Annotated in this window: 17 protein-coding genes; 9 read left to right on the top strand and 8 right to left on the bottom strand. The window is 71.7% G+C overall.

What is annotated here, in order from left to right; all coding sequences use genetic code 11:
• Positions 1 to 272: 272 nt before the first annotated feature.
• The 3 genes from ACN27J_RS27090 to ACN27J_RS27080 are packed head-to-tail and all read left to right on the top strand — an operon-like array spanning position 273 to position 4560.
• Positions 273 to 2888 carry a nitrate- and nitrite sensing domain-containing protein gene (locus tag ACN27J_RS27090; protein WP_421370511.1) on the top strand — a complete coding sequence of 872 codons (2616 nt, stop codon included), beginning with the start codon at positions 273 to 275 and terminating at the stop codon, positions 2886 to 2888.
• A gap of 38 nt (positions 2889 to 2926) precedes the next feature.
• The gene (locus ACN27J_RS27085; RefSeq protein WP_123603540.1) at positions 2927 to 3331 is read left to right on the top strand and encodes a roadblock/LC7 domain-containing protein; all 405 of its coding nucleotides are present in this window, start codon (positions 2927 to 2929) and stop codon (positions 3329 to 3331) included.
• A 5-nt stretch (positions 3332 to 3336) separates the two neighbouring features.
• On the top strand, positions 3337 to 4560 hold the full coding sequence (locus ACN27J_RS27080) for an ABC transporter substrate-binding protein (RefSeq protein WP_421370509.1): 1224 nt from the start codon (positions 3337 to 3339) through the stop codon (positions 4558 to 4560).
• Positions 4561 to 4651: 91 nt separating this feature from the next.
• Here ACN27J_RS27080 and ACN27J_RS27075 read toward each other — a convergent pair whose 3' ends face one another.
• Positions 4652 to 6031, bottom strand: coding sequence for a cellulase family glycosylhydrolase (locus ACN27J_RS27075; protein ID WP_421370507.1), 1380 nt, complete (start codon positions 6029 to 6031; stop codon positions 4652 to 4654).
• Positions 6032 to 6217: 186 nt separating this feature from the next.
• Positions 6218 to 7306 carry a LacI family DNA-binding transcriptional regulator gene (locus ACN27J_RS27070; RefSeq protein WP_421370504.1) on the bottom strand — a complete coding sequence of 363 codons (1089 nt, stop codon included), beginning with the start codon at positions 7304 to 7306 and terminating at the stop codon, positions 6218 to 6220.
• Positions 7307 to 7465: 159 nt separating this feature from the next.
• Here ACN27J_RS27070 and ACN27J_RS27065 point away from each other — a divergent pair, with 159 nt between their 5' ends.
• On the top strand, positions 7466 to 8179 hold the full coding sequence (locus ACN27J_RS27065; RefSeq protein ID WP_421370501.1) for an aspartate/glutamate racemase family protein: 714 nt from the start codon (positions 7466 to 7468) through the stop codon (positions 8177 to 8179).
• Between the two features lie 73 nt (positions 8180 to 8252).
• Here the strand turns inward: ACN27J_RS27065 and htpG are convergent, their stop codons facing one another.
• The 5 genes from htpG to ACN27J_RS27040 are packed head-to-tail and all read right to left on the bottom strand — an operon-like array spanning position 8253 to position 13380.
• The gene (gene htpG, locus ACN27J_RS27060) at positions 8253 to 10106 is read right to left on the bottom strand and encodes a molecular chaperone HtpG (protein WP_421372517.1); all 1854 of its coding nucleotides are present in this window, start codon (positions 10104 to 10106) and stop codon (positions 8253 to 8255) included.
• Positions 10107 to 10140: 34 nt separating this feature from the next.
• The gene (locus tag ACN27J_RS27055; RefSeq protein ID WP_421370499.1) at positions 10141 to 11340 is read right to left on the bottom strand and encodes an ABC transporter ATP-binding protein; all 1200 of its coding nucleotides are present in this window, start codon (positions 11338 to 11340) and stop codon (positions 10141 to 10143) included.
• A complete protein-coding gene (locus tag ACN27J_RS27050; RefSeq protein WP_421370497.1) occupies positions 11337 to 12161 on the bottom strand; it encodes an ABC transporter permease in 825 nt (274 codons plus the stop codon). The genes ACN27J_RS27055 and ACN27J_RS27050 overlap by 4 nt, the downstream gene beginning before the upstream one ends.
• 2 nt (positions 12162 to 12163) lie before the next feature.
• Positions 12164 to 12988 (bottom strand): molybdate ABC transporter substrate-binding protein, encoded by an 825-nt coding sequence (gene modA, locus ACN27J_RS27045; protein WP_421370495.1) that lies wholly within the window; start codon positions 12986 to 12988, stop codon positions 12164 to 12166.
• Entirely contained in the window at positions 12988 to 13380 is a 393-nt protein-coding gene (locus ACN27J_RS27040; RefSeq protein WP_416593549.1) for a TOBE domain-containing protein, read from the bottom strand. The genes modA and ACN27J_RS27040 overlap by 1 nt, the downstream gene beginning before the upstream one ends.
• Positions 13381 to 13530: 150 nt before the next feature.
• Between ACN27J_RS27040 and ACN27J_RS27035 the strand changes: the two genes are divergently transcribed.
• Both ACN27J_RS27035 and ACN27J_RS27030 read left to right on the top strand, forming a co-directional pair.
• Positions 13531 to 15441, top strand: a complete 1911-nt coding sequence (locus ACN27J_RS27035) for an ABC transporter ATP-binding protein (protein WP_421370492.1) — start codon at positions 13531 to 13533, stop codon at positions 15439 to 15441.
• Between the two features lie 108 nt (positions 15442 to 15549).
• On the top strand, positions 15550 to 16200 hold the full coding sequence (locus ACN27J_RS27030; protein WP_421370490.1) for a hypothetical protein: 651 nt from the start codon (positions 15550 to 15552) through the stop codon (positions 16198 to 16200).
• On the opposite strand, the gene ACN27J_RS27025 is transcribed toward ACN27J_RS27030, so the two are convergent.
• Positions 16178 to 16984 (bottom strand): AfsR/SARP family transcriptional regulator, encoded by an 807-nt coding sequence (locus ACN27J_RS27025; protein ID WP_421370488.1) that lies wholly within the window; start codon positions 16982 to 16984, stop codon positions 16178 to 16180. The genes ACN27J_RS27030 and ACN27J_RS27025 overlap by 23 nt on opposite strands.
• A gap of 336 nt (positions 16985 to 17320) precedes the next feature.
• Here ACN27J_RS27025 and ACN27J_RS27020 point away from each other — a divergent pair, with 336 nt between their 5' ends.
• The 3 genes from ACN27J_RS27020 to accB are packed head-to-tail and all read left to right on the top strand — an operon-like array spanning position 17321 to position 19943.
• Complete coding sequence (locus tag ACN27J_RS27020; protein WP_416593545.1) at positions 17321 to 17656, top strand: TcmI family type II polyketide cyclase; 336 nt, start codon at positions 17321 to 17323, stop codon at positions 17654 to 17656.
• The gene (accA, locus tag ACN27J_RS27015; RefSeq protein ID WP_421370486.1) at positions 17653 to 19392 is read left to right on the top strand and encodes an acetyl-CoA carboxylase carboxyl transferase subunit alpha; all 1740 of its coding nucleotides are present in this window, start codon (positions 17653 to 17655) and stop codon (positions 19390 to 19392) included. Before ACN27J_RS27020 ends, accA begins: the two co-directional genes overlap by 4 nt.
• Positions 19389 to 19943: an acetyl-CoA carboxylase biotin carboxyl carrier protein gene (gene accB / locus ACN27J_RS27010; RefSeq protein ID WP_421370484.1), complete on the top strand. Its 555-nt coding sequence runs from the start codon at positions 19389 to 19391 to the stop codon at positions 19941 to 19943. Before accA ends, accB begins: the two co-directional genes overlap by 4 nt.
• The last annotated feature ends 10 nt before the right edge of the window (positions 19944 to 19953 follow it).

Below are 19953 nucleotides of genomic sequence, written 5' to 3'. Positions count from 1 at the left end.
GCCCTACAAGATCACAGCCAGCATGGGCTCACCCGTACGGCCGATCGGTCCATCGATCGGTGGAGGCGAGCATCAGCCGTTGCGCGTCCCGGACGTGACCAGCGCGTCAATCCGGGCCGGGAGCCGAGCAGGAGCCTAGAAGGCGCCGTCAACGTCATGGTAGGAATGCGCCCTGACATGGGGAGACGTGCCGATACACCCATCGCCCCACGCTTCCCTGGCTCCTGCGGTGGCCGACGTCGACAACGCAAACGCAAGAGGACGGAGTTCGCGTGACACGGGCCTTGTCAGCAGGCGCGGCGCACACCCGCTCCGGTGACCACCGCCGCCGGTGGTTGACCCGCGGCAGCATCGTCCGCCTGCTCCGGCTCCTGGTGGCCGTACCGCTGGTCGCCGTCATCGGATTCGCCGGAATCGCCCTGCAGGGCACCGTCCGGCAGGTGATCAACACCAACCGGGTCACCGACCTGGTACAGCTCTCCGCAGAGGCAGGCACGCTCGCCCGCGCGTTGCAGGCTGAGCGGGTGGTCGCCGCCGTGGAGCTGACCGCCGACCGGGAGACGGCCAGCGACAGCTACGCGCAGCAGGTCGCCCGGACCGACGCGGCGATCGCCACGTTCCAGCAGCAACGGACCGAGGTGACCGGGGACAACCCCGTGCTACGCCGCGTCGACGCCGGGCTGGACGCGCTGACCACCGTTCGCGAACAGGTCCGCTCCAGTCCACGTGTGTCGCTGTCCGCGATCGCCTTCAGCTACCGGATCCTCATCGCCGACCTGCTCGCCTTCCGCACCTCGGTGGTCGCCGAGAACTCGGCGGCCACCGCCGACCTGGTCCGGGCGGCGGTCGCGGTGTCGGAGGCGAGCGAGGCAATCGGGCAGCAGCAGATCATCGTGCTGCGCAGTCTCGGCAGCCCGCTGACCGCCGCAGGCCAGCAGGAGAGCGCCGGCGCGCAGGCCCGGTTCGTCGAGGCCAGCAACTCGTTCCTCGAACTGGCCGGGCAGGAATGGGTGGTGCGCTGGGAGCAGATCGGCACCGACCCGCAGGTCGTCGCCGGTCAGCGCCTGCAGGACCAGGTCGGGCGGACCCTGCCCGGCGAACGGTTCGGGATCAACGCGGACGCCTGGGTCGAGGCAACCGAGGGGTGGATCGGTCAGCTGTTCGGCATCCAGCGCCAGATGGACGCCGCGGTGGCCGACGCGGTGGCGGCCGAGCGTCAGCAGCGGCTCTATGCCGCGGTGCTGCAGGGTGTCGGCATCCTCCTCGTACTGGTCCTCACCGCGGCGCTCACCGGTGTGGTGGCCCGGCGGATCACCAAACGGCTCCGCAGCCTCCGCAACATCGTGACCACCGTGGCGTACGACCGGCTGCCGGCCGTGGTCCGCGAACTCGACGCCGCCGCGCCCGGCACCGTCCAGCCCGACGAGGTCGCCGACCGGTCGGTGTCGGAGTTCCCGATCACCGGCACCGACGAGATCGCCGAGGTGGCAACCGCGACCCGCGCGCTGCACCGCGAGGCGGTACGGGTCGCCGGCGTGCAGGCGGTACTGCGGGCCAACGTCTCGGAGATCTTCGTCCACCTGTCCCGACGCGAGCAGCGACTGGTCGACGCGATGCTGGCCCAGGTCGACCGGGTGGAACGCGACGAGACCGACCCTGATCGGCTCGAACAGCTCTACCAACTGGACCACCTCGCCACCCGGATGGCGCGGATCAACCAGAGCCTGCTGGTGCTCGGTGGTTCCGGCATTTCCCGGGTACGGCGGGAAGCGGTACCGCTGGACAACGTGATCCAGGCCGCGCTCTCCCAGATCGAGCACTACACCCGGGTACGGATCGGCACGGTCGACCGGGAGCTGTCCGTCGCCGGCGCGGCCGTCGACGAGGTCGCGCACCTGCTCGCTGAACTGCTGGACAACGCGACCAGGTACTCGCCGCCGGAGACCGAGGTGATGGTCACCGGGCACGCGCTGTCCGACCGGGCCATCGTCGAGGTGGTGGACCAGGGGGTCGGGCTGTCCGAACAGCGGTGTGCCCAGCTCAGTGCCCAGCTCGCCAGCCCTGGGACGGTGGACGTGTCGGGCGTACGGGCGATGGGTCTCAGCGTTGTCGCCCGGCTGGCCGCCCGGCACGGCGTCCGGGTCGAGCTGCGTCCCGGATCATCCGGTGGCACGGTCGCCGAGATCATGATGCCCGCCTCGGTCATCACCCGCCGGCCGGTGCAGAATCCCGAGCCGGCGCCAGCCCTCGCCGGGCATGCCCGGCCGTCGCTGGTCGGCGGTCGGCCGATCGTACCGGCGGCCTTCGGCGGCGACCGGCCGGTGATCAACGCCGGCCGGGCCACGGTGAATGCGCCTGCGCCGCTGTTCCGCCCGGCACCCGCACCCGAGTCGGCACCGGCACCCCCGCCCGCGTCGACGCCACCACCGCCACCCGCGTCGCCACCACCACCGCCGATGTCGGCACCGGTACCGGCGGCGGCATCTGCGTCGGTGTCCGTACCCGCCCCCACGCGGCCGGTGTCAGCCCCACCGACGGCCGCAGCAGCGGCCACGGCGGGAACGGCGGTGACCGAGGCCCGGCGTTCGGTCAACGGCTGGTTCAAGACGGCGATGGACGGCGACTCGGTGATCGTCACCTGGCCGAACGACGAAGGTGAACGGTGGACGGCTGCCACGACCGCAGTCACCACCGCCGCGACCACCACCGCCACGAGCGCAGCCGACCAGGTCGGGTTGCCGCGCCGCGTACCGCAGCACCACCTGATCCCCGACGCGCCGCAGCCCGCTTCCGACGCGCCCCGCAAGCTCGACCCGGGCGCCGTATCGGCGGCGATGTCGGCCTACGCCAAGGGCGTGGCCGGGCGTCGCGCCCCCACCTCCGCCTGACGTCGACCCGCCCACCTCTCGCGACCTGGAGCGCCACCGTGACGAGCCCGAACGATTTGAGCTGGCTGTTGCAGAACTTCGTCAGTCAGACCCCAGAGGTCAGCCACGCCCTTGCCATCTCGACCGACGGGCTGGTCCTCGCGCACAACTACGGCCTGCCCCGGGACCGGGCCGACCAGCTCGCCGCTACCGGCAGCGGCCTGATCGCCCTGCTCGTCGGGGCGGCCCGCTTCTTCGAGGCGGGAACGGTGATCTCCAACGTGACCCAGATGGACGGCGGATTCATGTTCTGCATGTCGTTCAGCGACGGCGCGTCGCTGCTCGTACTCGCCTCCCCCACCTGCGACGTCGGCCAGGTCTCGTACGAAATGACCGACCTGGCGAACCGGATGGGCGAGGCGCTCACCCCGGCGGTCCGTGCCGAACTGCTGCGGGCCCTGTGATCGGCATGCGACGCCCGACCTGGTGGACACGCCGCCCTGCCGCCGCCCGCGCCGACCGTCGCCGGCTGCTCGCCGCCGGCCTGACCGGCGTCCTGGCCGTCAGCACCGCCGGATGCTTCGGCGGATCGGGCGAAACGCCGCAGCCGATCAAGGTCGGCATGCTCGCCAACATCGACGGCCAGCTCGAAGCACCCGGTGACGAGCTGCGCGACGGGTTCCAGCTCTACCTTGACATGCACGATGGCCAGCTCGGCGGCCACCCGGCCGAGATGGTCATCGGCGACGAGGGGTACGAGAGCGGAGTGGCCGTCGAGTCGGCCACCCGGCTGCTGGAGCAGGACGGCGTCTCCGCGATCACCGGCATCATCAACGGCGGAAACGTCACCGCCATCCTGCCGCTGATCAACGAACACAAGGTGCCGCTCGTCGGCGGGCTGGGCCGACCCGAGCTGGACGACGTGACGTACGTCTGGCACACCAACCTGCTCTCCGAAGAGCCCGGCGTCGCCATGGCACCGTTCGTCAAGCAGGAGGTCGGCAACGGCCGCGTGTACGCCATCGGGCCGGACTTCCAGGGTGGCCGCGACGAGCTGCGCGGCTTCGTCGACACCTTCAAGTCGCTCGGTGGCCGGATCGCCAACCCCACCGGGCAGGCTGTCTTCTCCCCGTTCCCGGGCACCACCGATTTCGGGCCGTACCTTGACGAGATCGCCCAGACCGGTGCCGACGCGATCTACTGCTTCTTCGACGCCCAGAGCGCCATCTCCTTCGTCCAGCAGTACGCCGAGTCGGACGTCGCCGACCTGCCGCTCTACGCGGCGGGCTTCGTGACCGAACCGGCGAGCCTCGATGCGCAGGGCACTGCGGCGGAAGGCATCTACAACGGGCTGAACTACTCCCCCGACCTGGACAACGCGGCCAACCGGGAGTTCGTCGCCGCATGGAACGCCACCTACCCCGGCCGGACCCCCACCTCGATCGTGATGGCGTCGTACGACGCGGCGGCCGTGCTGGACCGGGCGATCACCGCGGCCGGGGTCAACCCGACACCGGCGGAGATCAACACGGCGATCGCCGGGCTGGGGCAGCTCACCAGCCCGCGCGGGCCCTGGCAGTTCGCCAAGACCACCCACGCCCCGATCCAGAAGTGGTACCTGCGCCAGGTCCGCCGCGACGGCCGGGCACTGGCCAACGTGGTGGTGTCCGAGCTGACCACCCTCGGCGGCTGAGCTGGTGGGTCGGGGGACGACTTGTCGTCCCCCGACCCACCAGCACCTTGGTGGCCAGGCCGCACGTCAGGCCGCGTGCCGCGCTGTTGTGTCAGGCCGCGGCGCAGGTCAGCGTCGGAACACTGTTGGTACCGTTCCAGGACCCGATGAAACCGAACGTCGTGCCGGCCCCGGCGCCGAGGCTGCCGTTGTAGCTGACATTGCGGGCGGTCACATTGGACCCACTGTTGGTGACGGTGGCGTTCCAGGCCTGGTTGACGGTCTGGCCGTCGGCGAAGGTCCAGGTCACCACCCAGCCGCTGATCGCCGAACTGCCGGCGGTGACCCGGACGTCGCCCTGGAAGCCACCCGGCCACTGGCCGACGACCCGGTAGCTGGCGGTGCAGGCTCCGCCGCCGGGCGGGGCGGTGGTCGGCGGCACGGTGGTCGGCGGCGCCGTGGTCGGCGGCGCCGTGGTCGGCGGCGCCGTGGTCGGCGGGGCGGTGGTCGGCGGCGTACCGCCGAAGATGCTGGCCTCCCGGGAGGTGGAGCTGATGCCGTTCGGTCCGTTGAAGATCCGCTCACCCCAGGTGGTCATCTGGTTCGGGTCGAAGCTGAGCACCATGTCGAGGATCGGGTCGGTGTTGCCGCTCCACGACCAGCCGAGGTAGCCGAGGCCACGGGCCTGCGCCTCAGCCAGGATCGTGTCGTGGTCCACCTCGCCGGAGTTGAACTGCCAGCCGAACTCGCCGATCACCAGCGGCCAGCCGTTGGCCTCGAAGTCGTCGAGGTAGCTCACGATCGACGAGGCGCTGCTGTAGACCGCGTACATGTGGATCGACAGCACGGTGTTGCCGTGGCTGTCCGCGTCCAGCACCGTCTGGGCATCGGCCCGCATGACGTTCTGCCAGTCCTGACCCCAGTTCGGCGCGTCGACCATCAGCAGGTGTTCGAAGCCGTTGGCCCGCATCCGCCCGATGGCGTTCACGGTGGCCGCCGTCCACTGGCCGGCGTCGACGTTGCCGATCGGCTCGTTGCCGATGTTGATGACGACGTAGTTCTCCTCGCCGACCAGCGCGCTCTTCTGGCTGATCCAGTAGTCGACGGCCTGGTCGAGCGAGGCGGCGGCACCTTCCTCGCCGTACCCGGTGGTGTCGTGCACCTCGAGCACGCAGATCATCCGGTTCCGCTTGCACAGGTCGATCACGTCGGCGACGTCGTTGGACGGACCCCAGCGCTGGCCGCTGCCCAGCACCACCCGTACGGTGTTGGCACCGAGCGCCTTGATGTCGGCGAACGACTCGGTCTCGCCGGTGTACCAGACATGCGGGTGGTTGACCCCGCGCATGACGAGCGGCTGGCCGTTGGCCTCGACGATGTCGGTGCCGCTGATGTGCAGGCCGACGGCCGCGCTGGCCGGCCGCACGACGAGCAGGATCGACGCGACGAAGGTGATCAGGGCAGCGCCGAGGACAAAGAGTGTTCTCTTCATGACCTACCTCAGGTTGAGCCCGGGAAGTCCCGGGACGAGGCGCGCCTGCCCGAGCGCACGGACCCGGAGCGGGGGCGTGCGCGGCGCGCTGTTGCAACGTTTGTAAACCGGGAGTACGAGGACCGGCTCGGCGCTCTACGGTGTGCCAACAAGCTACGTCCGTACCCCGACCGGATGCAATAGCTATCAGTCGATGCGTTTCGACGCGTCGGACGGCGGGGCGGTCGAGGCGCGGACCGCCAGCGTCGGGCGGAACCCGATCTCCCGGTGAACGTGCCCCGGCCTGGCCTCGTCCAACAGCAGTTCGGCGGCGGCCCGGCCCAGCCGATACTTCGGCTGGCTGACCGTGGTCAGCGCAGGCGCCAGCCGGCGGGCGAACGGCAGGTCGTCGTAGCCGACGACCGAGATGTCCGCCGGCACCCGGACACCGGCTGCGGCGAACCCGTCCAGCAGGCCCAGCGCCGCCGTGTCGTTGAGACAGACCACCGCGGTCACCGGCGGGGTCGCGGCGAGAATCAGCGCCGCCGCTGAGGCGGCGGCTTCGACCAGCGGCGGCGGATGCAGCGGTACGCGGACGTCCAGCAACCCCGTCGCCGGGTCGAGACCGGCGGCGGCCAGCGCCTTGCGTACGCCGTCGCGACGGCGAGCCACCGGCCCGGCGTCCCGGGTGCCGCCGAGGAACGCGATCCTGCGGTGCCCCAGCCCGACCAGATGCTCACCGGCCAGCCGGCCACCGGCGACGTCGTCGACCGCGACCGCGCACAGGTCGAGCCCTGCGCGCGGATGGTCGATCAGCACGACCGCCATCCCGTGCTGACTCATCCACAACAGCGGCGCCGGGTCCGTACCGACCGGCGCGATGATGACGCCCCGTACGGCCTGGGTCTGCAGCAGTTTCAGCAACTGCCGTTCCTTGGCCGGGCGCAGGTCTGTGCTGCAGGCCAGCACCAGACAGCCGTGCTCGGCGAGCTCGTCCTCGATGCCCCGGTTGACCTCGGCGTAGAACGGGTTGGCCAGGTCCAGGGTGACGCTGGCGACGATCGGGCTGGGCCGGCCGCGCAACTGCCGGGCCGGACCGTTCGGCACATAGCCGACGGACTCGATGACGGCCTCCACCCGGCGGCGAGTCGCCGGCGCGACGATCGACGGTCGGCTCAGCACGTTGGCCACGGTGGAGACCGATACGCCAGCAGCCCGAGCGACCTCACGCATGCCGATCCGTCGCGCCGGTACGTCCCTGGGCACCATGGTCGCTCCCGCCCGTCGCTGGGTCATCGCAGGTGGCACGCCTGACGTTCGGACAACTGCCGGTAGTCCGCGAAAGATGAGTCCACAATAGTCAATACATGGACGTCCGCGACAGCCGCCAACCGGGTCGATGTCCGCCGACGAATATCCGCCCGGTACCCGGGCACCCGGTGGCACGATGGCAGCATGATGACGATCGGCATGCTCGGCGGCATGAGCTGGGAAAGCAGCGCCCACTACTACCGGCTCGCCAACGAACTGGTCCGCGACCGGCTGGGTGGGCACCATTCGGCACGGTGCGTGCTCTACTCGGTCGACTTCGCCGACATCGAACGACGGCAGGCAGCCGGCGAATGGGACGAAGCCGCCGACCTGCTCGCCGACGCGGCGCGGCGGGTCGAAGCGGCCGGCGCCGACCTGCTGCTGCTGTGCACCAACACCATGCACAAGGTCGCCGACCAGGTCGCCGCCGCAATCGACATCCCGTTGCTGCACATCGCCGACGTCACCGCTGACGCGGTCCGCAGCCACGGGCTGCACACGGTCGGTTTGCTCGGCACCGCGTTCACCATGGAGCAGGACTTCCTACGCGACCGGCTGGCCGGTCACGGCCTGACCGTCCTGGTGCCCGACGCCGCGGATCGCAAGATGGTCCACTCGGTCATCTACGACGAGCTGTGCCTCGGGGTGGTCAGCGAGTCGTCCCGGGCCAGGTACCTGAAGGTCATCGAGCGGCTGATCGCCGCCGGCGCGCAAGGCGTGGTGCTCGGCTGCACCGAGATCGAGCTGCTGGTCCGACAGGAGGACACCCCGCTGCTGCTCTTCCCGACCAGCCGGCTGCACGTCGCCGCCGCCGTCGACCAGGCGATCGCCGCCGAGGCGGCGGCGGTCACCGTCTGAGCCGTCGCGGGTCCGGTCGGCGGGCGTCCCCCAGCGGGTCGACGCCCGCCGGGGGAACCCGACGTCCGGCGGTTCAGACGGTACGGGCCAGTCGGTCGGCGAGCAGCTTGGCGAACCGGGCGGGGTCGTCGAGTTCACCGCCCTCGGCGAGCAGCGCGGTGCCGTACAGCAGCTCGGCGGTTTCGGCCAGCGCCGGATCGTCGGAGCGGGCACCGTACGCCTCGCGCAGGCCGGTGACCAGCGGGTGGGTCGGGTTCAGCTCCAGGATCCGCTTGATCTTCGGCCCGTCCTGACCCATCGCCCGGTACATCCGCTCCAGCGCCGGGGTCATGTCCGCGGCGTCGCCGACCAGGCAGGCCGGCGAGGTGGTCAGCCGGGTGGACAGCCGTACCTCCTTGACCTGCTCGTCGAGCGTCTGGCCCAGCCAGGACAGCAGCGGGGCGTACGTTTCCTTCTGCTGTTCCCGCTCCGGGTCGGACTCGGCGGTGTCGTCGTCGCCGGCCAGGTCGACCTGGCCCTTGGCGATCGACCGCAGCTTCTTGCCATCGTAGTCGGCGACCGACTCGACCCACATCTCGTCGACCGGGTCGGTGAGCAGCAGGACCTCGTACCCCTTGGCCTTGAACGCCTCCATGTGCGGCGAGTTCTCGATCATCGTCCGGGACTCGCCGGTCATGTAGTAGATGTCCTCCTGACCGTCGGGCATCCGCTCGATGTACCCGGCCAGGGTGGTCAACTGCTCCGGGTCATGGGTCGAGGCGAACGACGAGATGTCCAGGATCGCCCGCTGGTTCTCGTAGTCGTTGAGCAGGCCTTCCTTCACCGCCCGGCCGAGCTGGGTCCAGAACGTGCGGTACCGGTCGGCGTCGTTGTCCATCAGCTCCTTGAGCGAGGAGAGCACCTTCTTCACCAGCCGCCGCCGGATCAGCTGGATCTGCCGGTCCTGCTGCAGGATCTCCCGGCTGATGTTCAACGACAGGTCCTGCGCGTCGACGACGCCCTTGATGAACCGCAGGTACTCCGGGATCAGCGCCTCGCAGTCGTCCATGATGAACACGCGCTTGACGTACAGCTGCACGCCGCGCCGGGCGTCCCGCATGAACAGGTCGAACGGCGCCTGCGCCGGCACGAACAGCAACGCCTCGTACTCGAAGGTGCCTTCGGCCTTCATGTGGATGATGTCGAGCGGGTCGTTCCAGTCGTGGCTGACGTGCTTGTAGAACTCCTTGTACTCGTCGTCGGTGACCTCGGAACGGGGCCGCGCCCACAGCGCCTTCATCGAGTTGAGGGTGACCACCTCGCTGGTGGTCTCACCGTCGGATTCACCGGGACGCTCGGTGGTGGTGCGGATCGGCCAGGCGATGAAGTCCGAGTACCGCTTGACGATCTCCCGGATCTTCCACTCTTCGGTGTAGTCGTGCAGCTGGTCGTCCTTGTCCTCGGGCTTGAGGTGCAGGGTGACCGTGGTGCCCTGAGGCGCCTCGTCGAGCGTCTCGATGGTGTAGGTGCCCTCGCCGGACGACCCCCAGCGGGTCGCCTCGGTCTCCCCGGCCCGCCGGGTGGTCAGCACGACCCGGTCGGCGACCATGAAGGTGGCGTAGAAGCCGACCCCGAACTGCCCGATCAGCTCCTGCGCGGCGGCTTCCTTGGATTCCTTCATCTTGCGCAGCAACTCGGCCGTGCCGGACTTGGCGATCGTGCCGATCAGGCTGACCACCTCGTCCCGGGACATGCCGATGCCGTTGTCCCGCACGGTGAGGGTGCGCTGTTCGCGGTCGGCCTCGATCTCGATGTGCAGGTCAGACGTGTCGACGTCGAGATCCTTGTCGACCAGCGCCTGCAAGCGCAGTTTGTCCAGCGCGTCGGAGGCGTTCGAGATCAACTCGCGCAGGAAGATGTCCTTGTTCGAGTAGATCGAATGGACCATCAGCTGCAAGAGCTGGCGCGCCTCGGCCTGGAACTCACGCGTCTCGACCCCGGTGCTCACCTGGATTCCCTCCTGGAGACGAATTGCCGTCGGAAGCCTGGCTTCCACCGAGAATCGTACGGTCCGGGTCCGCCGGATATCCGGCCACCTCGGTCGCCTTGAGGGTCGCCCACACCCGCTCGCCGCGACGCAGGTCGAGGTGCGCGGCCGCCGCCGCGGTGACGTCCGCTCCGACCGGTAACGGCCCGGCCAGCTCGACCCGCAGCCGGTCGCCGTTGCGGGCGACGCTGCTGACGGTCGCCGGCCACGAGTTACGCGGGCTGCCGTCCGGACGCTGCCGGTAGAGCGCCACCGCCGACGGCGGGAACGCCACGAACACGTCGCCGCGCTGCGGCTCGGCGGCGACCAGCCGGAAGCCGCCGGGCAGCGTGACGGTGACACCGTCCCCGCTGCCCCGGTAGAGGTTGAGCCCGACCAGCCGGGCCACGTATTCGCTGCGCGGGCGGGCGGTGACGGTGGCCGCGTCACCCGACTGCACCAGCCGGCCGTCCTCGACGATCACCAGCCGGTCGGCGAGCATCATCGCGTCCAACGGATCGTGGCTGACCAGCACCGCGACGCCGGTGTGCGCGGCGAGGTGCTGCCGCAGGTGGGCGCGGGTCTCCGCGCGGGTCCGGGCGTCGAGCGCGGCGAGCGGCTCGTCGAGCAGCAGCAGTTGCGGGCGTACGGCGAGCGCCCGGGCCAACGCGACCCGCTGCGCCTGCCCGCCGGACAGTTCCCGGGGCCGGCGGCGGGCGTGCTCGGTCAGCCCGACCCGGTCCAGCCAGCCAGCCGCCGCCTCCCGCGCGACGCGACGCGGCACGCCGTGGCTGCGCGGCCCGAACGCCACGTTGTCCAGCGCGGTCAGGTGCGGAAACAGCAGATAGTCCTGGAAGACCACGCCGATCGGCCGGTGCTCCGGTGCCACCAGCACCCCAGCCTCCGGCTGGTCCAGCGTCCGGTCACCGAGGCGCAGGTGGCCGGCGTGCAGCGGCTGCAGCCCGGCGAGGGCCCGCAACGCCGTGGTCTTGCCGGCGCCGTTGGGCCCGAGCAGCGCGACCACCTCCCCGGCGGCGACGGTCAGCCGCAGGTCGAGGGTGAACCCGGCGCGGCGGACCACCAGATGCGCGTCGAGCGCCGCCGCCGGCCCCGGGTCGGGTACGGGGTCGGGGTCGGCCCGTCGCCGGGTGGTCACCGCAGACCACCGACCCAGCGGTCGCGCAGCCCGGCGAGGATCACCACGGAGACGGTCAGCAGCAGCAGGCTCAACACGATCGCGGCGTCGAGGTCCTGCTCCAGGGCGAGGTAGACGGCGAGCGGCATGGTCTGCGTACGGCCGGGGAAGTTGCCGGCGAAGGTGATGGTGGCACCGAACTCGCCGAGCGCCCGCGCCCAGCACAGCACCGAACCGGCGGCGATCCCAGGGCCGACCATCGGCAGGGTGACTCGGCGGAACGTGGTCCACCGGCTGGCCCCGAGGGTGGCGGCGGCCTCCTCGTACCGGGGGTCGGCACCGCGCAGCGCGCCCTCGACCGCGATGATCAGGAACGGCATGGCGACGAACGCTTCGGCGAGCACGACGGCGGTGGTGGTGAACGGCAGGGTCACCCCGAATGCGCTGTCCAGCCAACCGCCGACCAGGCCGCGCCGGCCGTAGACGAGCAACAGCGCGACGCCGCCGACCACCGGCGGTAGCACCAGCGGCACGGTGACCAGGGCGCGGATCAGACTCCGGCCGGGAAACCGGGTGCGGGCCAGCAGCCAGGCCAGCGGTACGCCGAGCAGCAGGCACAGGACGGTGGCAGCGGTGGCGGTGAGCAGCGACAGCCGAAGCGCGTCGAGGACGCCGGGCGCGGTGAGCCGGGCCGGCAGCTGCCCCCACGGGGTACGCAGCAGCAGCCCGGCCAGCGGCAGCGTCAGGAAGGCCAGCCCGGCCAGGGCGGGCAGGGCGAGGAAGACCGGCGGCCGCCGGTCGGTGCGGCGACGTCGCCGGCTGACGGCGGGCGGCGCGGTCACGGTCACGGACTCTGGAAGCCGGCGGCGGTCAGGACGGCCTGGCCGGCGGCGGAGCGGACGTACCCGACGAAGGCCTCCCCGGCCGGCGGGTTGGCGGCGGCGGCCAGGGTGACGATCGGGTAGTCGTTGATCGCCTGGGCGGACTCGGCGAACTCGACGGCGTCGACCTCGTCGGCGGCGACGGCCGCGTCGGTGCGGTAGACGACGGCGGCGTCGACCTCGCCGAGGCGGACCTTGGACAGCGCGGCGCGGACGTCCCGTTCGAAGGTGACCGGGACGAGGTCGCTGCCGGCGGCGTCGAGCGCGGTACGGGCGGCCGCCCCGCATGGCACCTGCTCGGCACAGAGGGCGACCTTGACGCCGGACCTGGTGAGGTCGGCCAGCCCGGTGACCCCGGCCGGGTTGCCGTCCGGGACCGCGATGACCAACTGGTTGCGGGCGAAGACGGCTGCCTCGCCGGCTGCCTCGCCGGCGGAGACGATCGTTGCCATGGTGGCCGGGCTGGCGGCGGCGAACACGTCGGCGGGTGCCCCGGCGGTGATCTGCTGGGCGAGCTGGGAGCTGCCGGCGAAGCTGAAGGTGACGGACACCCCGGGGTTGGCCGCCTCGAAGTCGGCTCCGATCCGGGTGAACGCGTCGGTGAGCGAGGCGGCGGCCAGCACGGTGAGTGGGCCGGTGACGCCGGCTACGGCGTCGTCCCGGGCACCGTCGGAGACTGATCCGGTGCCGGTGCCGGTGCCGGTGCCCGTGCCGGTGCCGGTGGCGCAGCCGGCGGCCAGCAGCGCGGTGGCGGCCACCAGGGCGAGGGAGCCGGCGCGGCGGCGCATCAGTTGCCCCGTTCGACGACGACGTTGGTGGACTTGACGACGGCGGTGGCGGTGGTGCCGACGGTCAGGCCGAGTTCGTCGACGGCTTCGCTGCTCATCAGCGAGACGATCCGGAACGGGCCGGCCTGGATGTCGACCTGGGCCATCACGGTGTCACGGGTGACCGCGGTGACGATGCCGCGCATCCGGTTACGGGCCGACGACCGGCCGACGCCCTCGTCGGGGTCGTCGGCGAGGGCGCGGGCGAAGGCCGCCAGATCGACGCCGGCGATCATCCGGTGACCGTTGCCGTCCCGGGCAGCGGCGAGTTTGCCGGCGTCCACCCAGCGCCGCACGGTGTCGACGCTCACGCCGAGCAGTTCGGCGGCGTCGCCGATCCGGTAGGTCGTCACGGACCAGACGTTATCCTCTCGCACCTGCGATGCGAAAGACAGTTTCACCTTGCAGATGCGAGTCAGGGGCGCACCTGAACGCCCGTCGGGCAGCGCCGCGCCACCAACCGCCGGGGTCCAGCTGGAACGGGCCGTGGTCCACTTGATGGTGTGACCGTCGCGCAGACCGCCGAACCCCCCGTCGCCGACCGCCGATTGCCCCGGCTCCGCCTGCTCTGGTCGTTCGCCCGGCCGCACCGCCGCGCGCTGGGCCTCGGCCTGTTCCTCGCTCTGATCGGCTCCGCCGCCGGCCTCGCCACCCCGATGGTCACCAAATGGGTGCTGGACACCCTGACCGGGGCGGCGTCGCTGCGCGGCCCGGTGCTCGCGCTGCTCGGGCTGCTCGTCCTGGGTGTCGTGATCTGGCTGTGGCAGTGGATCCTGCTCGGCACCGTCGGTGAACGGGTGATCCTCGACGCCCGCCAGTCGATGGTGCGCCGACTGTTCCGGGCCACCGTGCCGGCCGTCACCGCCCGGCCCACCGGCGAGTTCGTCACCCGGGTCACCTCGGACACGGTGCTGCTGCGCGAAGCCGCCTCGTCGAGCGTGATCGGCCTGATCAACGGCTCGGTGCGGCTCGTCGGCACGCTGGTGCTGATGGCCGTGCTCGACCTGGTACTGCTCGGCGCCACCGTCGCCTCGGTCGCCGGGATGACCGTCCTGTTCAGCCTGTTGCTGCCGGGCATCGCCAAGGCGCGCGAACGCGCCCAGGAGCATGTCGGCAAGTTGGGCGCGGCGCTGGAGGGCACGTTGCGGGCGATCCGCACGGTCAAGGTGAGCCGGGCCGAGCAGCGCCAGTCGGAGCGGATCGTCGGCGAGGCCCACGAGTCGGCCCGGCAGAACATCGCGGCCATCCGCCGCGAAGCCCTCGCCTGGACCGTCGCCTGGGCCGGCATCCAGTTGGCCATCATCACGATCCTCGGTCTCGGTGCCTGGCGGGTCGGCACCGGCGCACTGCCGGTCTCCAGCCTGATCGCGTTCCTGCTGTACGCGTTCGGACTGATGGAGCCGGTCACCACGCTGAGCCGGCACCTCACCGCGCTGCAGTCCGGGATCGCCGCCGCCGGTCGGATCCGGCAGGTCGAGGCGATGCCGGCCGAGGCCGACCCGACCGCTACACCGGCGCCGGCGGCCCGCCCGGAGCCGGGGACAAGCCCGGAGCCGGCGGCCCGCCGGGCGGGTCGGGCGACCGCCGACACCGACCGACCGGTGCTGGAGTTACGGCAGGTCACCGCCGGCTACGGACCCGACCTGCCGGCTGCGGTACACGACATCGATCTCGCCGTGCCACGCCGTGGGCACCTGGCCGTCGTCGGCCCGTCCGGCGCCGGCAAGACCACTCTCTTCTCGCTGATCCTGCGGTTCCTCGTACCGCAGCGGGGCGAACTGCTGCTCGACGGTCGACCGTACCCGTCGCTGGGCCACGAGCAGGTCCGGAGCCGGCTGGCGTACGTCGAGCAGGACACCCCGGTGATCCCCGGCACCATCCGGGAGAACCTGCTGTTCACCCATCCGGACGCCACCGACGGGGAGATCCACCGCGCGCTGCACGCGGTCCGGCTGACCGAGAAGATCGACTCGCTCGGCGACGGGCTGGACACCCTGCTCACTCCGTCGTCGATGTCCGGCGGACAGCGGCAGCGGATCGCACTGGCCCGGGCGATCCTGCGGCGGCCGGACGTCCTGCTGCTCGACGAGGCGACAGCCCAGGTCGACGGACTCACCGAGGCGGCCATCCACGACTGCATCCGGGAGCAGGCCGGCAACGGCGCGGTGGTCACCATCGCGCACCGGCTCTCCACCGTCATCGACGCCGACATCATCGTGGTGATGGACAGCGGGCGGATCCGGGCGTACGGCGACCACCGGACGCTGTTGGCCACCGACGAGCTGTACCGCGACCTGGTGGAGGCGCTGCGGATCGCCCAAGCCGGCGGGCCGGTGAACGGTGACCGCGTCGGCAGGCCGGTAAACGGTGACGGCGTCGGCACCGGGGATCTGGTGCCGAGCGACGTGGGCTGACCCCCGACGCCGAACTGACCGGCGACACCGTCGGGGGCGCGGCGGGCTGCTCCCGTTTGGTCCGCGCCGCCGGGGGTACCTCGTCGGCCGGGAACGGGGGTTGCCACGATGGCGAATCGGCAGGTACGCGCGGTCGACGCGCTGCTCGACCGGCAGGGCCGGACGTTCAGCGCCGAGGCGGGTATCGCCCTGGCCGACCGGCCGGCACCGCTGTACCAGCTGCTGGTGCTGGCCACCCTGCTCAGCGCCCGGATCTCGGCCGGGGTCGCGGTCGCCGGCGCCCGGGAGCTGTTCGCGGCCGGCTACCGCACGCCGGCGGCGATGTGCGGGGCCAGTTGGCAGGACCGGGTCGACGCGCTCGGCCGGGGCCACTACCGGCGGTACGACGAACGGACCGCCACGATGCTCGGCGACGGAGCCGAACTGTGCCACCAGCGGTGGGGCGGTGACCTGCGGCGGCTGCACGCTGAGGGCGGTGACGACCCGACCGTGCTGCGCCGGTTGCTCACCGCGTTCCCCGGCATCGGCCCGACCGGAGCGGACATCTTCCTGCGCGAGGCGCAGGCAGTCTGGCCCGGACTGCGTCCGTACCTGGACAAGCGGGTGGTGACCGGGGCCCGCAAGCTGGATCTGCCGACCTCGCCGCAGCGGCTGGCCGCCCTGGTGGGTGAGCGCGACCTGCCCCGGTTCGCCGCTGCCCTGGTCCGGGTCTCGCTCGGCGGTGACGCCGGACGGGTCAGCGGGCCGGGCGAGGGCTGACCGGGCCGGACGCCGACTCACCCGGCCGACGCCGGTCGAGCGTGCGCCGGGCCGGCGCGTCCCGGATCGGGGTGAGGATGTCGCCGATCAGCGCGGCCATCGCCGGGGACGGTTCCAGCCGCAGCTCCCGCAGGGCCAGATCGCGGTACGCGTAGAAGGCATGCAGCGCCTCGTAGGCGTTGCCCTCGGCGAGATGGATCTGCACGATCAGCCGGTGCGGGGTCTCCCGCAACGGTTCGGCACCGACCGCTTCCAGTGCGGCCTGCAGCGCCTCGTCGTGCCGGCCGGCGTCCAGATGGGAGCGGGCGATGTGCTCGAGCAGGTGCAGCCGCAGTTGCCGTAGCCGTTCCCGTTCCAGCAGCACCCAGTCGTCGTACCAGCCGGGCAGCAGGTCGTGCCGGGCGGCGGTGAGCACCGCGTCGGCCAGCCGCGGATCCCCACCGTCGCGCACCCGCGCGGCGGTCCGGACCAGGTCGTCGACGTCGACCTGGACCCGCTGGTCGAGCCGGACGGTGTCGCCAGCGGTCCGCAGCGGGCAGTTCGGCTCCTGACGCAGCCGCCACAGTGCGGTACGCAGCGAGGACAGTGCGCGGTCCTCGGCGGCTTCCGGCCAGAGCAGACCGGCCAGGTGGGCACGGGTGGCGCCGGGTCGCAGCCCGATCACCGCGACGATCCGCTGCAGTCCACGGGGGATCGACACGGTCTCGTGCTGGTGGATCAAACGGAAGCCGCCGAGGAGCAGCAGTCGGAATGATGCCCCCGCGTTGCCTGCCTCTGACGTCACGGCCGAACCCCCTGCACACGTCAGTCACCGGTCGCCGCCCTTGCATCACGTCATCGCGTCACGAAGATTATCAATCACGATTACTCTCAGTCAACACACAGTCGGCTACCCGATTCGCTCGACCCACCGATTCAATCCCGTCTGACCTGGGATTTTGTCAATCTCAACGACCGCCAGTGGTCCCGACGCACATTGAGAACGATCACGCACTGTACTCATAGTCCGTCACGTCGGCGTCACCGACGGGCGATGACCCGGGCGGTACGGACAACGCGCCGGTGACGCCGACGGCGGCAAGGTTGGCCAGGACCGGGCCCGACGCCGCTGGGAGGAACCATGGATCGCTCGCTGATCATCGCCAAGGTGGTCCCCGACGCGGAGCAGCAGGTCGCGGAGATCTTCGCCGAATCGGACCTGACCGACCTGCCCCACCTGGCCGGGGTACGACACCGGTCGCTATACCGGCTGCACGACCTGTACGTGCACCTGATCGAGACCGACGAGACCGGACCGGACGCGGTGGCCGCCGCCCGGCGACACCCCGAGTTCGACGAGGTCAGCCGCCGGCTCGCCAGCTACATCAGCCCGTACCTGGCGACCTGGCGGTCGCCCCGGGACGCGATGGCACACCGGTTCTACCACTGGGACGCACCCACCGGTCGGCCCCGATGACCACCGTGGCGGCCCCGGGCCGCAACCGCTGGCTGCGCTGCCGCGCCTGCCACGCACTGGTCTACCGGCGACGGATGCGCCGCAACCTGGAGGTCTGCCCCGAGTGTGGACACCACCAGCGGTTGACCGCGGCGGAACGGATCGGACAGCTGGTCGACCCCGACAGCTTCACCAGGCTCGCCGACCGCGCCGCCGAGGTGGACCCGTTGGGGTTCGTCGACTCGATGCCGTACCGGCGACGGCTGGCCCAGGCGCGGGCGGCGACCGGCCTGGCGGAGGCGGTGGTGTGCGGCACCGCCCGAATCGGCGGGCATCGGGCCGTCCTGGCGGTGATGGACTTCCGGTTCCTCGGCGGCAGCCTCGGCTGCGCCACCGGCGAGTTGATCACCCGCGCCGCCGAGGAGGCACTCGCCGCCCGGGATCCGCTGGTGCTGGTCACCGCCTCCGGCGGGGCGCGGATGCAGGAGGGCGTCCTGGCGCTGATGCAGATGGCGACGGTCAGCTGCGCGATCGCCGAACTGCGCGCCGCCGGACTGCTCACCGTCAGCGTCGTCACCGATCCGACGTACGGCGGCGTCGCAGCCTCGTTCGCCACCAACACCGACCTGGTGATCGCCGAACGCGGCGCCCGGATGGGGTTCGCCGGCCCCCGGGTGATCCGGGAGACGATCCGCCAAGCGTTGCCCCCCGGTTTCCAGACCGCGGAGTTCCTGCTCCGGCACGGCCAGGTCGACATGGTCGTCGAACGCCACGACCTACGCCCCCGGCTGCGCGCCCTGCTCGCGCTGGCTGCGGGTGGCCGGGCCGGAGCAGGTCCGCTGGCCGCGCCCGCCGGGCGGGCCGAGCCCGCACACCGCACGGCACCGACACCCCGCACCGGACCGACGCCGACCGCCTGGCAGTCGGTGCGTACCGCCCGGGACCTGGCCCGGCCGACCACTCTGGACTATCTGCGAACGGCGTTCGACGGCTTCGTCGAACTGCACGGCGACCGGCTCGGCGCGGACTGCCCGGCGATCGTCGCCGGACTGGCCCGGCTCGGCGACCAGCCGATCGCCGTCATCGGGCAGCAGAAGGGCCACGACGCCCGGGAGATGCTGGCCCGCAATTTCGGCATGGCCAGCCCGGCCGGCTACCGCAAGGCGTTACGGGTGATGGGGCTCGCCGCCCGGCTCGGACTGCCGGTGGTCACCCTGATCGACACCCCGGGCGCACATCCGGGGGTCGACGCCGAGGAACAGGGCCAGGCCGCCGCGATCGCCACCTGCCTACGCACCCTGGCCCGGCTGCCCACCCCGGTGGTCGCCGTCGTCACCGGCGAGGGTGGCAGCGGCGGAGCGCTCGCGCTGGCCGTCGCCGACCGGGTGTTGCTGCTGCAGAACGCCGTCTACTCGGTGATCAGTCCCGAGGGTTGCGCCGCGATCCTGTTCCACGACCGGGCCGCCGCGCCCCGGGCCGCCGCCGCGCTCCAGCTCACCGCGCCCGACCTGGTACGCCTCGGCGTCGCCGACGGCATCGTCGGCGAACCACCCGGCGGCGCGCAGCGCGATCCGGCCGGCGCCGCCGACCGGGTACGGGCGGCGCTGACCGCCGCACTGTCCGACCTGCTCGCCGTACCCATCACCGACCTGCTGCGTCGACGATCCCGACGGTTCCGCCGGTACGGGGCGGGCACCGTCGACGCCGGCGTACCGCAGCCCGACACCGAGCCGACGATCCAGGTGATGCCGCGATGACCAGTGCCGCCGCCAACGGAACCCCGGCCGGGTCGGATCCGGGCGGTCAGCTGCGCCGACTCGCCGAGCAGACCCGGGCGCTGGTCGGTCAACTCACCGGTCCGCTGCGCCGGGTCCAGGTCCGGCACGGCGACACGGTGATCGAGATCGAGTGGCACGACCGGACGACGCCGGTCGCGGCCCCACCGTCGTCTCCGGCCGACACGGCCGCATCCGGACCGACCCCAGCGGCCGGACTGACCGCACCGCCAGCGGACCACGCCACGCCAGCGGACCAGGCCACGCCAGCGGACCAGGCCACGCCAGCGGCCGGGCACCGGATCGGGTCACCGATCGTCGGCACGTTCTACCGGGCCGCAGAGCCCGGCGGAACGCCATTCGTCGATGTCGGCGACTCGATCGAGCCGGGTCAGGTGATCGGAATCGTCGAGGCGATGAAGCTGATGAACGAGATCACCACCGACCGGCCAGGGGTCGTCGTGGAGATCCTGGCCGGCGACGGCGAACCGGTCGAGTTCGACCAGCCGCTGATCATCGTGGCACCGGGCTGAGGAGGCGGTG

It is taken from the genome of Solwaraspora sp. WMMB762 (genome assembly GCF_049179115.1).
Lineage (GTDB): Bacteria > Actinomycetota > Actinomycetes > Mycobacteriales > Micromonosporaceae > Micromonospora_E.
This window is presented reverse-complemented; position numbering and strand designations above follow the sequence as displayed.